Origin of the sequence: Pseudomonas sp. MM227 (assembly GCF_947090715.1) — a bacterium.
GTDB classification, from domain to species: Bacteria; Pseudomonadota; Gammaproteobacteria; order Pseudomonadales; family Pseudomonadaceae; genus Aquipseudomonas; species Aquipseudomonas baltica.
Genome location: NZ_OX352319.1, coordinates 2,116,269 through 2,129,506, shown reverse-complemented (window position 1 = coordinate 2,129,506; position 13,238 = coordinate 2,116,269). Strand labels below are relative to the sequence as shown.

The window sequence follows — 13,238 nt, the reverse complement described above, 5'->3', positions numbered from 1 at the left end:
CGGGGTAGCCATCAGAAGTCGCGTTTGTAGAACAGATCCAGCGAGCTGGCGACGCCGCTGGCCACTTCCAGATACAAACGCTTGCTCAACAGGTAGCGCAAAGCGATGGTATTGGCCGGCTCGAACACACCTACGCCATAGCGCAGGCTGAGCTTCTCGGAAATGTTGCCGCTTGCGACCACACTGGTGGCATCGCCGCTGCCTTGGGTGTCGAGCTGGAAATCTTCGATACCCAGGTCGGTGGCCAGTTTGCTGGTCACCCCCGAGCTGCCCATCAAACCCAGCCCGAGCGCTGCCTGGGCAAGCATGTTGTTGTCCTCGCCGCTGTTGCCCAACGGGCGGCCCAACACCAGGTAGGAGAGCGCCTGTTCCTGGCTCATGGTCGGTTCCGAGAACACTTCGCTGGTGGGTTGCTCGGCATTGCCGGTCAAGCGGATCCCGGCGATCACATCACCGGTGGTGCGGATCGCCTCGATGTCCAGGTACGGCTGACTGATTGGCCCGGCAAACAGCAAGCGCGCGCGGCGTATGGTCAGACGTTGGCCATAGGCGTTGTAGCGCCCGTCATTGAGGGCCAGTTCACCCCGGGTGTCCAGGTTGTCGCCGATATGAACATGGCCTGCCAGGTTGGCGCTCAGGCCGAAGCCGTTGAACGTGAGTTTTTCCTGGCCCACTTCCACATCGATATCAATCGCCATGGGCAACGGCGTCTTGCCCTGCTCGGTCTGGTTGCCGACGATGACCACGTCATCGGATAGCTTCACGGTGGACGGCGGCAATTGCCGAACCACGATGGCACCCTTGGGAATGAACACCTTGCCGACCACGGCGAGACGCTCGCCATTCATCTGGATGCGCAGGTCGGGCGCCGCTTCCAGGGTTGCATAGGGTTCGACATTGATCGGCAGCCGCGAGCCCTTGAGCTGCACGTCTACATCGAGGGCATCGGCCCAGGCGACGGTGCCGCCCAGCGACCCTTGGCCGGTCTTGCCGCTTTTCCAACTGCCCTGCAAACGCACGCTTTCACCGGCGATCTGCGCCTGCAACTGCAGGTCTTCAAGGGTGGTCGGCAGTTCCGGGCCGGCTATTTCGCCACCGCTGAGACGGACGTTGCCGTTGACCTGCGGTGCCATCAGAGAACCTGTGATCTGTCCGCTGCCATCGAGCTGCCCCTTGAGGGTTTCGACCATGGGCACGAAGGGCCGAGCGATGGAAAGGTCAAGCCCGGCCAGGCGGAAACTGCCGGTGACAAGCTTGCTCTCCGGGATCGGATCGATCTGCGCAATCACCTGCAATTGCCCCAGGCGATCCCCGCGAAAATTGAGCTCGGTATCGATTCGCTTCGGGTTCAGACGGCTGGTCAGACGCAGGGTTTGATAGGGGAAGTCGACCCACTGCTGGTCGTTGCGCACCCGCAAGGTGCCGTTGCCGGCATCGACCGTGATCTCACCGGCCGGACCGCTGGCGGGCACATCCACCGCCACGTCGGCATTGAGCAGGCCCTGCCAGGCGAAATCCTTCGGCAACCACTGGGCCAGGCTGTCCAGCGGGAACTGCTTGAGGTGGTAGCGCAGGCGCGGCTCGGGCGCCAGGCGCTGGTCTTCGCCACACAGGCTGGCCTGTCCTGATCGCCAACAATGGGCACCGAAGTTGACCTGCCCGCCAGCCAGGTATTCCAGGCGCGCTGGCGCCTGCAGACGCCAGTCCTGGCCACCGGCCTGCACCGAACCGCTGGCCAGTCGCCCGCGCCAGCTGCTTTGTGCGGTGAAGCCTTTGTCCAGCGTACCGTCCAGACTGGTCGCCAGGGCCAGCTGAGGCCCCTTGAGAGCCAGTTGCGCTTGCTGTCGCTTGATATCGCCCGAGGCCTTGGCGCTCAAGGTGCCCAGGTCGGTTGCACCTGCGCGAATGCCTGCAGCGGTCAAATCCAGCGTGCCGCGCTGGGCCCCATCGAGGCCGGCGTCCAGGGTCAGGTTCTGCAGACGGTTGCTGTCCATTGCCAACTGTTGGCCCACCAGCTTGAGCTTGCCTTGGGGTGCCTGCAGGGTACCTGCGGCATCCATCTGACCTTTCAACCGACCCTGCAGCCCGGGCCACAACTGCCCCAGGCGGGCCAGGTCGATGTCCAGCCGACCCTCGACTCGCTGCTGCAGGCTGCCTTGACCCTTGATGCGGTTATCACCCAGGCGAACGTCGAGGTTGCCCAGCGTCCAGCGTTCGCCCGCGCCTTGGGCCTTGGCCTGGAGCACGGCCGGTTGCCCGCGCAAGCGGCCCTTGAGGTCCAGGTCGGCATCGAGGCTGAGTCGTTCGTTCTTGAATTCACCCGTACTGCGCAAAGGACCGGCAAGGCTGCCGGGCATCTGCGCGACCCAGTAGGCCGGATCGATGGCGCTCAAGGCCAGTGCCGTGTCCCAGGCGATGCCGTCGGCAAACTTCACGTTCAAGTGCCCTGCCGCCTTGCCCTGCCCGGCCACCAGTTCCAGCTGGGGGAGGAAGACCTGCTGCAGGTCGCCGCTGAACGGCGTTACCAGGGTGAATGCACCGGCCGGGCCATCGAAGGCACCTTTCAGGTTGCCCAGATACTTGCCGTCGCTGTAATCGATCTCGCCGTTGAAACGCCGCACCTTCACGGCTGGCTCGGCAATGACCGGGTACAGGCGGTGCCAGGGGAAGTCCAGCCAGTCGATCTTGGCCTTCGCCGCCAGGGCCTGTTGCCAATCCAGAGAGCCAGACAGCCGCAGGTGCTGTTGCGCGCTGGACGAGATGTCCAACGCCTGCACCACGGCACCCTTGGCATCCACCCGCGCGCCAAGCAACAGGGTCATTGGCAACTGCTCGGCCGGCAGACTGGCCCGGCCATCGATGGCATAGCCAGCCTGCAGGTCACCCTTGGCGAGGAGTTCCAGCTGATTGAAAGCCAGGGTGTCGGGCAGCCCGGCGCTGGGTTTGAACGCCTCGCTCTGAATGCGCAACTGCGCAGGCAAATGCTCGGCCAGCGGCTGCACCGTGCCGGTGATCAGCGCGGGCAGGTAGCCGCTGCTCTCCCCGTCCAGGGTCAGTGTGTCCAGCAGATCGCCCGTGGCGTTGAGGGTGACCTGCCAGGGCTTGTCGTCCACTGCGGGCAGTTGCACCTGGGCGTCGAGATCGAGCGGCCATTGACCGCCAGGACGCAGAGTGCCGTGCACATCCAGCACCAGTTCATCGCGCTGCAGGTGGGCTCGGTCGATCTTGAGGCCGTCGGCGGTCCAGTGCGCCGCCAGCTCCAGACCGCTCAGCTGTTGCACGCCGTCCAGCTCCAGGCTAGAGATACGCACATCGCCAAGCTCTATAGCGACGGGCAATTGCAGATCGGGCAGTACGATCGGACCGCTGCCGGCAGGCTCTTCGCTGGCAGGCAACTGCGCAAGAATGGCGCCGGTGTGCAAGGTGTCGATGCACAGGGTCATGCGCCACAGGCAAGCGGGTGACCAGGCCAGCTCAAGCGCCTGCACCTCGACTCGGGTCGCCTGCTGCTGCCATACCAGCCTGTCGGCCTGCCAATGCCCGCCCAGCCTGCCACTGAAGTTTTCCAGGGTCAGTCCGGGCACGCGAGCCAGCGCCCAGCGGCTGCCGGCTTGCGTGCCCAATACCAGCGACACGGCCACGATCAAGGTCAGCAGCAAGGCTGCGACCGCGCCTAAGGAGATCAGCAGACCTCGTTTCACTGCGGGCTTCATAGTTCCGGCCCCATGGAAAAGTGCAGGCGCACGCCACCGTCGTCATCCATGGCGTGGGCCAGATCGAGACGAATCGGGCCTACCGGGGAGACCCAGCGTACGCCCACGCCGATGCCCGTCTTGAGGTCGGCGAACTTGAGGTCGTTGAACGAGTTGCCCTTGTCGATAAAGGTCGCCAGGCGCCATTTCTCGGCGATCGAGTACTGGTATTCCACGCTGCCGGCCACCATATAGCGTCCGCCGATGCGGTCGCCATCGGAGTTTTCCGGAGACAGGGTCTGGTAATCGTAGCCACGCACGCTCTGATCGCCACCGGCGAAGAAGCGCAGCGAAGGCGGAACGGATTTGTATCCGTTGGTGGCGTTGCCGCCCAACTGCACCCGGCCAAGCAAGCGGTGATTCTGCGCCACGGTGGTCAAGCCCTTGAGCATTACGTTGCCATGCAACAGGTTGGTGTCCGACATCAGCCCTTCCTTGGCCACTTGCGCATCGAACTGCACACGGTAGCCATTGTGCGGGTCGACCTTGTTGTCGCTCTTGAGGTAGGTGTAGCTGATGCCTGGCATCAACAGGGTACTCAGGCCGGTGTCGTCGCCCAACCGGTATTCTTCGCGTTGCCACTTCAGCGAGATGACTCGCTGCCAGCCGCTGGGTAGCTTGCTGTGCCATTCCGGGCCGAATGTCAGCAGTTTGCTCAGGCTGTCGGTGTCGGCCAGCTCTTCGTATTGGTAGCCACCAGCCCAGCGCAGTTTGTCGGTGAGGGGTGGATCAAGGGGGATGTCATACCAGAGCCCGACGTTCTGCCGAGGCGCGGAAAGCTCCATTTCCGCACCATAGCTGTGGCCCTGGGGATTGACCCAGTGGCGGGTCCAGTTGGCTTTGCCGCGCGGCCCCACATCGGTCGAATAACCCAGGCCCAACCCCATGGTCCGGGGCTTGCGCGTGGTCAGTTGCACGTCCACGGGAATGACCCGCTCGGTGGCTGCCGTCGGCGCCGCGTCGACCCGCACGCCTTCGAAATAGCCACTCGATTGCAGCGCCTGGTTCAGCTCGGCAATCAGTTCGGAATCGTAGGCGGTGTCTTCCTTGAAGGGCACCATGCGCTGCAGCAGTTCATCGTCGAAAGGCGTGTCGCCCTGGAAACTGACCTTGCCCAGCTTGAACCGCGGACCGCTGTTGTACACCAGTTCGATGTCGGCCAGGCCTGCCCGTGGGTCGACGGCCAGGCGCTGCTTGCTGAAGGTGCCACTGAAGAATCCATAGCGCGAGGCCTGGTTCTGTATCAGCTGCTTGGCATTCTCGTACTGACCGTGGTTGAGCACCGCGCCAGGAGCCAGCTCGCGACTGTGCGGAACGCGGAAGGCCTTCAATTGCGCCGCCGGACCTTCGACACGTACGGTGACGTTGCGCAGATGTATAGGCTCTCCCGGCTCAATGTGCAGCAGCAGGCGGGGATTTTCTCCCGGCTGTACTTCGCTGCTCACTCGCGCCTGGTAATAGCCCAACGCCTGCGCCGCTTTCTGCGCCTGCTCCTCGGCCCCGCGACTGAAGCGCAACAGTGCCTCGCCGTCACGATCGCCCAGGCTGCCGATATAGCCTTCGACATTGCTCTTGAGCGCCGCATTGGCAGGGTTGATGCGCACATCGAGTACGCTTTGGGCCTGAGCCGCCATACATGCAACCAGTAGCGCCAGGCTGCCGGCCAATCGTCCTGAATAGTTCATAGGCGAATGCTATCACGACCTGTACGTCGATTTGGACCCTGCCAGGCGTCGTGGATGACTGGAGTTCAGCCTTGTGCGTAACCGACTGTTTCAGAACTGCGGACCGTTTCAGGGCTGGGATGGAAGAACACGTGCTCGACCACCGGGCCCAGTGCCACCTCGCCGATCTGGGTATAGCCCTGCCGTTCGAAGAACGCCAGATAGCGCGGATTGCCGGTGTCCAACACCACGCCTTCGGACGTCGGGTCCTGGGCGCACCAGTTGTGTACCGCCGTCAGCAGTTGCTCGGCCAGTTCAGGGCCCTGGTAATCGGGATGCAGCCCCATCAGCGGCAGCACATGCACCGCGTCCGAAGGCAGGCAATGCTGCACGGCGTGATGGTACTCAAGATAACGGCGAGTACCTTCCACGCCGGTGCCCAGCATCATCCGCCATTGCCAGGCCCAGCTTTCGGTAATGCCCAGGCGACGCTGGGGCGGCGCTACCAGCGCAACGCCGGCCAGACGGTCATCGAAGAACAGGCCCAGCGCCGGTAGGTCCTGGAGGAAGTGCTGATTGACCAGTTGCCGCACCGTGGAACGCACGCGGCGTTCGAACCCAGGACGATCGGCTTCGAACAGGTAGGCAAAGGTCGGGTCCAGCAGGTAGGTCTGATAGAGCAGCGCACGGGTTTCCCGAGCGTAACCACCATCGAGCTGACGTACTTCTGCAGCGGTGGTCGAGGTCTGGAGCATGGAGGTCTGTCCTTGGCGAGTGCAACGAGTAGTCAATGGACGATGCGCGGCGGCAGGGGTTCCGTGCCCGGGGCAGGCAAATCACGCTGGATTGCACGCCGCCGCGCTGGTCGCTCGCGCCACACTCCGTTAGCATCGCGCATTTGCCAGGATCCGCGACCATGAAAATCGTCTCGTTCAACATCAACGGCTTGCGCGCCCGCCCGCATCAGCTGGCGGCCTTGATCGACAAGCACCAGCCCGATGTGATCGGGCTGCAGGAAACCAAGGTGTCGGACGAGCAGTTTCCGCAGGCCGAGGTCGAGGCGCTGGGCTATCACGTGCACTTTCATGGGCAGAAAGGGCACTACGGGGTTGCGCTGCTTTCTCGCGCCGCGCCGCTGAGTATCGACAAAGGCTTCGCCGGTGACGAAGACGACGCTCAACGCCGCTTCATCCGTGGCACATTCGCCGATGCCCAAGGCCAGGTCGTCACGGTGATGAACGGCTACTTCCCGCAAGGTGAAAGCCGGGATCACCCGACCAAGTTTCCCGCCAAACGACGCTTCTACAGCGACCTGCAGAGCTTGCTGGAAAGCGGATTCAGCAACGATCAGCCATTGATCGTGATGGGCGATGTGAACATTTCGCCCCAGGATTGCGACATTGGTATCGGGGCGGACAACGCCAAGCGTTGGCTGAAGACGGGCAAGTGCAGCTTCTTGCCCGAAGAACGCGAATGGATGCAACGGTTGCAGGACTGGGGCTTAGTCGATAGCTTCCGCCATCTGCACCCGGAAGTGGCCGACCGGTTCAGCTGGTTCGATTATCGCAGCCGCGGCTTCGAAGACCAGCCCAAGCGCGGCCTGCGCATCGATGTGATTTTGGCATCCCGCGGGCTGCTGCCGCAGGTTCGGGCCGCCGGTATCGACTACGACCTGCGCGCCATGGAAAAACCTTCGGACCATGCCCCGATCTGGTTGGAATTGGGGCCCTTGTAACGACCGTACGGGAATTGGCGCCGCACCCGGACGCGGCTTGCACCGCTGCTACAGGGGTGCGTACGTCTGCTGGGGTGCGGGGCTGGCGGACGCGGCTTGCGCCGCTGCTACAGGGGTTGCGTGCGTCTGCTGGGTTGCGGGGCTGGTGGACGCGGCTTGCGCCGCTGCTACAGGGGTTGCAGGGCGCTGGGGGTGTGGTTTTTGTAGCAGCGGCGCGAGCCGCGTCGGCGGTGCATGGGGTTGGCCTGCAGCATCGCCGTACGGCTTTTGAGGTGGGGGTTATTGCGTCTTGGCCTGCTGATCGAGCTGGGCGCGAAGTTCCGGGGCCAGGTTCAGGGCGGCTGCCAGTTGGTCGAGCCAGGCCCGCTCGCCGGCATCCTGCTGACCCATGAGCATCACGCTGGCGAGGTACATCTCTGCTGCCATCGCTGGGCCATCCGCGGCACTGGCCAGCTCTTGCGCGTCCAGCGGCCGCGCCAATTCTGCGTCCAGCCACTGCTGCAACTGCGCATCCTCGGCATGCTCGGTCAATTCGGCGCGAATCGCGGCTTCCTCTTGTGCATCCACCCGGCCATCGGCCTTGGCCGCGGCAATCAACGCGCGCAAAATCGCATGGCTGTGGCCTTCAACTTCGGACTCGGACAGCTGATCGATTGTGCGCAACGCTTGCTGGGGTGCGGCTGCCTGCTGTTGCTGCCAGGTCTGATAGGCCTTGTAAGCCATCATTGCCAACGACGCCATGGCAGTGTACTTGCTCGAACCGGAACGACTGCCCCCGCTTCCGCCCAGCATGCCACCCAGCAAACCGCCGAGCCCACCCAGCCCGGCGCCGCCCGATGCGCCGCGACCGCCACCGAGCAGTCCGCCCAGCAAACCGCCCAGTCCGCCCTGCCCTTTGGCAGCGCCAGGCTGGCCGGCCGAGGATTGTCCGCTGCGACCGCGCAGCAGTTGTTCAAGTAGATCACTGGTATTCATGGCAAGGCTCTCTCTGTGTGGCGATAAGGAGTGCAACACCATAGATCATCGAGCGGCCGGGCGGGTTCAGCGCAACCTGTAGGCGCCGCCCTCAGAACCAGCGATCGTTACGCTTGCGACCACGCGTCATCATCGGCAGGATCAGCCCGGCCAGCAAACCAGCACCGGCAATGCTGCCGCCATAGACCATGTAGCTCATCATGACGTGCTTGTTTTCATCACCCAACTTCGCCTGGGTGCTGCGCAATTCGGACTGGGCATCGCTGAGCTCGGCGTTCAGCGCCTTGCTGCGCGCTTCCAGCTCGTCGATCAGCTTCTTGCGCGCATCCAGGGTTTCCTGCATGCCCTGGACTCGGTTCTTCCAGCTGTCATCGATGGACTGCAGCTTGCCGCTCAGATCGGCCACCTGCTGCGTCAGCAGCGGAACGTGTTCGGCAGGGCCGGGGGTGGGTTGCAGGTCGCTGCTGGGGATCCAGACACTGGAACCACCCTCGCCGCGCACCTGGCTGTAGTCACCCTGAGTGGAAAGCAATTCGACTTTCTGACCGGACTTCAAGCTGCCGACGATGCGATAGCCATCGGTCGGGCCGCTGCGCACGAAGGTACTGAGGTTGTCGCTGACCCAGCGGCTGGTGTCGGGTGCTTCTTCGCCATGCGCAGGGCCGACAGTGAACAACAGCCCGGTGAACAGGCCGGTGGCAACCAGGCGGGTGCGGCTGAATACGGTAGAAAGACGTTGAGATGAGGGCATGGCGATCTTCACATGAATAAGAAAAAAGGCCCCGATGAACGGACCATTCGAAAGGGGGGGCAACAATGCCCCGCGGGCTGGGCCTGCACCGGTCGTGCCTGTCGCTACTACCGCTACGGGTGGCTACTACTTGCGAAGAGAGGCGATGAAAAGCCCCTCCTGGGCCTATTGCCCGGCATGCCGTCGGTTCAAGCCGCCAGCTGAAAGACCACAAAAAGGTGGCAAGGTTCACAAAAAGACTGTGACTGGGCGCACGGCTCGAGCGTGTTCCGGCGCTAGGCGTCGCCCAGTTGCACGGCAAAAAAACACCCATGGGGCTCGCGACTGCTCAGGCTCACGTGCCAGCCCTGGTTGACACAGATGCGCTGCACCAGGGACAAGCCCAGGCCCAGGCCCTCGCCGCGCTGCTCGTCCCCGCGCACGAATGGCTGAAACATGGCGTTGCGCTTTTCCTCTGGAATGCCGATACCGCTGTCCTCCACGTGGAACCCGGTTTCGGTCAGGGTCAGGCGCACGAACCCGGTGTCGGTGTAGTGCCATGCGTTGCGCAGCAGGTTGCCCATTACCGAATGCAGGAATGCATGGTTGTAGACCTCGCTCGAATGGTTGTCGGCCACATAGATGAATTCAAGGCCCTTGGCCTCTATCTGGCGCCCCCAGATCTCGACCAGTTCGTCGGCGGTCCGGCGCAAGGTGGCAGAAGGATTGCCATGGCTGGCCGCATCGCGGTCGCGTGCCAGCAACAGGAACGTTTCGACCAGTTGGCTCATGCCGTCGGTGGCCCGTGCAATCCGCGCCACTTGACGGTGCGAGCGCTCATCCAGCTCGGTGGTCAGCAGCAGGTCGCAGGAACTGGCGAGAATCATCAGCGGCGTGCGCAATTCGTGGCTCACATCGCTGGTGAACATCTGCTCGCGATTGAGCGCCGCGCGCAGCTTGCTCAGCGTTTCATCGAAGGAGCGCGCCAGTTCGCCGACTTCATCGTCGGTGTAATCGGGCGACAGCGGCGGAGCCAGGCCGAGCATCTTGTCGCGATGGCGCACCTGCCGGGCCAGACGCACGACCGGCGCCATCACCCGGCGGGCCAGGAGTCCGCCCAGCATGATCGCCAGGGCGATGCTCAGCAGAAAGCCAGCGCCTACCACGATGAACAGCACATTGGCACGCTGCTCCATCCCCTCCTGGTCACGCAGCAATACGTACTGGCGATTGTCGACGCGGGCGACCATGGCGTAGTAGGTGCGCGGCCCGAGCGTGAGCTTCTGGAAACCGATCGGCAGGGTCTTGAGCTCGTTGGGCATGCTCAGGTCGCCGTTGCCACCCTCGATGTAGAACAGCTCGTCTTTCTCGGGTCGGTGGCGCCAATCGTCCGCATTGTCGACCAACAGCAGGCGATGCATGTTGCCGCTCAAACTCATGGTCGTCAGCTTGCGCTCCACCAGATGCACGGTGGCCACGATGCCCACAGCGAATACGCCGGCGACGAAAGCGCTCATCAAGGCAAACACGATGACGATCCGTCGACTCAGACTCTGCTTGAACTCCATACGGCTCCACTGGGTACTTGCACAGGACGCACCTTCTGCGCTCGGGCCGAGCATGATTATGGGAGACGCTCGAACAATCAAGCCTTGCCGGGGCTTTCATGGGCCTGAGCAAGGGCAAGGCGCTGAGCTGCGGATTGCAAACACCGCGCGACAGGATCCATGTGCGGCGAAGCAGGCCGGAATGCGTGACTTGCAGGTCATAAATAAAATATGTAGTGCTGACAAAAAAGCACTACATATCCATTGACGCGACTCGTTGCGACTTGCATGATAAGGCCGTCTCCCTGATCGGGAACAGAGCAGAGGCGAAACCAGCCCTGCTCGATGAGCCATCGAGTCACTCCGATGTGATCCGCGTACCCCGCGGGTAGGTGCAACCTGAACGCCATGGCTTTCATGTAGTGATGGTTTCAAGCACTACACATCGAGCTCGAGCCAGTACTGACCTAGACGGACAACACGTGAAGCGTACCTGCCGACCCGTGTTGGGGACCACAACCTGACAGATCACACAGAGCTCAAGGAGCATACACATGAACCTGAACCAGCAGCCCACCGTTGACCAGCTCGCCCGCATTCTGGCAGCCGGCCGTGACAGCCTCGACGACCATATTCTTTGGGTCTGCCAGCGGGGCGATGTACATATCGACGCCCTGGCCAATGACGCCGACGGCGAGGATTTCGAGCGCAGCCACCCCGAACTGCGCGCGCGCATGCCGATCTACCGCCGCGGCAAGGGCTATGTCGGCAAGAAAGCGGCGGCCGATCGGCAGTTCGTCAACGATGTGTTCCAGACCCTCAATCGCGAGTGGACCCTGGGCCAGGGACAGGGCCAGGTACGTCGGATTGCCAGCTATTGCTGACGCAGGTGAACAACCGCATCAAGCCGGACGCGGCTCGCGCCGCTGCTACAGGGGATGGTGTCATTCTGTAGCAGCAGCGCAAGCCGCGTCGGCGGCAACACAGTATGCCTGTACAACCGCGTCAAGCCGGACGCGGCTTGCACCGCTGCTACAGGGGATGGTGTCGTTCTGTAGCAGCGGCGCGAGCCGCGTCGGCGGCCACCGCTGCATACCTGTTCGCCGCATGGATTTGACGTTGGGGGTGGGTTTATCCAAAGTAGCCGCCTCTTATCGCTATCAGGATGCGTTGCGTGACCCATTTCCGTTTCCCCTGGCGACGCCTGCTCATCGGCGTCGTGCCGGCGCTGGCGCTGTTGTCCGCCTGCGACAACGACAACAAGCCCGTGCCACCCACACAACCCGTCGCCACCTACGCACCGGCCACCTGGGATGATTTGCCCAAGGTCAGCGACAGCGACCTGCAGGCCGGCTTCACTGCCTGGCGCTCGGCTTGCCAGCGGCTGGCCAAGGATGCGATCTGGGGCGCCACCTGCGCCTCGGCGCAAGCGGTGGACACTGCTCCCACCGCGATCCGCACCTTCCTCCAGGCACAACTGCAGGTCTACGGCCTGCGCTCTGCGGAAAAAGGCGAACACGGCCTGATCACTGGCTACTATGAGCCTGTCTATCCCGGCAGCCTCAAGGCCGACGCAGGGCATCCGGTACCTGTCTACGGCGTACCGGCAGACATGATCAGCGTGCAGTTGGACAGCCTTTACCCCGAACTCAAAGGCAAGCGCCTGCGCGGGCGGCTCGACGGCCAGGTGCTGCGTCCCTATGATGACGCGGCCACCATCCAGCGTCAGGGCATCGACAACGCGCCCGTGGTGGCGTGGATGCGCGACCCCATGGACCTGCAGTTCCTGCAGATTCAAGGTTCGGGGCGCCTGCAGCTGGATAACGGTCGGCAACTGCGCGTCGGCTACGCTGACCAGAACGGCCACCCCTACCGCCCGGTCGGCCGCTGGCTGGTGGACCAGGGCCTGCTGAAGAAAGAAGAGGTGAGCATGGGCCGCATCCGTGACTGGGCCGTGGCCAACCCCCAGCGCGTGCCGGAACTGCTCGCCAGCAATCCGAGCTACGTGTTCTTCAGCCTGCGACCGGACAGCAACGAAGGGCCGCGTGGCTCGCTCAACGTGCCCCTTACAGCAGGCTACAGCGTGGCGATCGATCGCAAGGTGATCCCGTTGGGTAGCCTGTTATGGCTCTCGACCACGCGCCCCGACGGCACCCCGGTCGTTCGCCCAGTGGCCGCGCAAGACACCGGTGGCGCCATTGCCGGCGAAGTGCGTGCCGATCTGTTCTGGGGGACGGGAGCAGAAGCCGGCGAGCTGGCCGGCAACATGAAGCAGGAAGGTCAGGTGTGGTTGCTCTGGCCCAAAGGGGCCGCATTGCCAACCCCCTGAAGCAGACGGCGAATGCCTGCAAACAAAATGCCTGCAAACAAACAGGGCACCTGACCTTCAGGCCAGGCGCCCTGCTCGTTCAGGCCAGCAGTTCCTGGATCTGCTCGTGCAGCGTATCCAGGTCGAACGGCTTGGCCAGGATCGGTGCCTTGCGCGCGATCGGGCTGTTGGTTTCGAGGATTTCCGCCGGATAGCCACTGATGAATATCACCTTCAGGTCCGGCCGCAGCAACACGGCGGGCTCGGCGATCTTCACCCCGGAAATGCCACCGGGCAGACGATAGTCGGTGACCATCAGGTCCAGGTGCGGCTTGGTCGACAGAATTTCCAGTGCCTGCTCGCCATTCTCGGCTTTCAGGACGCGATAGCCCAGGCCGGACAAGTAGTCTGCCAGGACCATCAATATCAACGGTTCGTCCTCTACGATGAGAACGACATCTTGTGCATCTTCACTCATGGGGAAGCCTATGTACTTATATGTTTTGCTGCCATTACGACCATGACCT

At 63.1% G+C, this 13,238-nt stretch carries 10 protein-coding genes; 3 read left to right on the top strand and 7 right to left on the bottom strand.

All coding sequences use genetic code 11. The features are described from left to right. Nucleotides 1–11 precede the first annotated feature (11 nt). From ONG87_RS09590 to ONG87_RS09580, 3 genes are all read right to left on the bottom strand, one after another. Complete coding sequence (locus ONG87_RS09590) at nt 12–3,701, bottom strand: translocation/assembly module TamB domain-containing protein (RefSeq protein WP_264382752.1); 3,690 nt, start codon at nt 3,699–3,701, stop codon at nt 12–14. A gap of 8 nt (nt 3,702–3,709) precedes the next feature. Then, nucleotides 3,710–5,437, bottom strand: a complete 1,728-nt coding sequence (locus ONG87_RS09585; RefSeq protein WP_122476936.1) for an autotransporter assembly complex family protein — start codon at nt 5,435–5,437, stop codon at nt 3,710–3,712. A 65-nt stretch (nt 5,438–5,502) separates the two neighbouring features. Next, a complete protein-coding gene (locus tag ONG87_RS09580) occupies nt 5,503–6,171 on the bottom strand; it encodes a GNAT family N-acetyltransferase (RefSeq protein WP_122476934.1) in 669 nt (222 codons plus the stop codon). Nucleotides 6,172–6,332: 161 nt separating this feature from the next. On the opposite strand from ONG87_RS09580, the gene xthA reads away from it, so the two are divergent. After that, nucleotides 6,333–7,151 (top strand): exodeoxyribonuclease III, encoded by an 819-nt coding sequence (gene xthA / locus ONG87_RS09575; protein WP_192056255.1) that lies wholly within the window; start codon nt 6,333–6,335, stop codon nt 7,149–7,151. A 279-nt stretch (nt 7,152–7,430) separates the two neighbouring features. Here the strand turns inward: xthA and ONG87_RS09570 are convergent, their stop codons facing one another. From ONG87_RS09570 to ONG87_RS09560, 3 genes are all read right to left on the bottom strand, one after another. Then, complete coding sequence (locus ONG87_RS09570; RefSeq protein WP_192102080.1) at nt 7,431–8,126, bottom strand: DUF533 domain-containing protein; 696 nt, start codon at nt 8,124–8,126, stop codon at nt 7,431–7,433. Between the two features lie 91 nt (nt 8,127–8,217). Continuing rightward, nucleotides 8,218–8,877 carry a TIGR04211 family SH3 domain-containing protein gene (locus ONG87_RS09565; RefSeq protein WP_122476930.1) on the bottom strand — a complete coding sequence of 220 codons (660 nt, stop codon included), beginning with the start codon at nt 8,875–8,877 and terminating at the stop codon, nt 8,218–8,220. 275 nt (nt 8,878–9,152) lie between these two features. Beyond that, nucleotides 9,153–10,424, bottom strand: a complete 1,272-nt coding sequence (locus tag ONG87_RS09560; RefSeq protein WP_264382751.1) for a HAMP domain-containing sensor histidine kinase — start codon at nt 10,422–10,424, stop codon at nt 9,153–9,155. 533 nt (nt 10,425–10,957) lie between these two features. Between ONG87_RS09560 and ONG87_RS09555 the strand changes: the two genes are divergently transcribed. Next, nucleotides 10,958–11,287, top strand: coding sequence for a hypothetical protein (locus ONG87_RS09555; protein WP_122476924.1), 330 nt, complete (start codon nt 10,958–10,960; stop codon nt 11,285–11,287). A 344-nt stretch (nt 11,288–11,631) separates the two neighbouring features. After that, on the top strand, nt 11,632–12,732 hold the full coding sequence (locus tag ONG87_RS09550; RefSeq protein WP_244646913.1) for a murein transglycosylase A: 1,101 nt from the start codon (nt 11,632–11,634) through the stop codon (nt 12,730–12,732). 79 nt (nt 12,733–12,811) lie between these two features. On the opposite strand, the gene ONG87_RS09545 is transcribed toward ONG87_RS09550, so the two are convergent. Further along, nucleotides 12,812–13,189 carry a response regulator gene (locus tag ONG87_RS09545; RefSeq protein ID WP_122476920.1) on the bottom strand — a complete coding sequence of 126 codons (378 nt, stop codon included), beginning with the start codon at nt 13,187–13,189 and terminating at the stop codon, nt 12,812–12,814. Nucleotides 13,190–13,238 lie beyond the last annotated feature (49 nt).

Coding starts and splice junctions, on each gene's coding strand:
- ONG87_RS09560 (WP_264382751.1), bottom strand. CDS start 10,424: ATGGAGTTCAAGCAGAGTCTGAGTCGACGGATCGTCATCGTGTTTGCC.
- ONG87_RS09585 (WP_122476936.1), bottom strand. CDS start 5,437: ATGAACTATTCAGGACGATTGGCCGGCAGCCTGGCGCTACTGGTTGCA.
- ONG87_RS09545 (WP_122476920.1), bottom strand. CDS start 13,189: ATGAGTGAAGATGCACAAGATGTCGTTCTCATCGTAGAGGACGAACCG.
- ONG87_RS09565 (WP_122476930.1), bottom strand. CDS start 8,877: ATGCCCTCATCTCAACGTCTTTCTACCGTATTCAGCCGCACCCGCCTG.
- ONG87_RS09580 (WP_122476934.1), bottom strand. CDS start 6,171: ATGCTCCAGACCTCGACCACCGCTGCAGAAGTACGTCAGCTCGATGGT.
- xthA (WP_192056255.1), top strand. CDS start 6,333: ATGAAAATCGTCTCGTTCAACATCAACGGCTTGCGCGCCCGCCCGCAT.
- ONG87_RS09555 (WP_122476924.1), top strand. CDS start 10,958: ATGAACCTGAACCAGCAGCCCACCGTTGACCAGCTCGCCCGCATTCTG.
- ONG87_RS09570 (WP_192102080.1), bottom strand. CDS start 8,126: ATGAATACCAGTGATCTACTTGAACAACTGCTGCGCGGTCGCAGCGGA.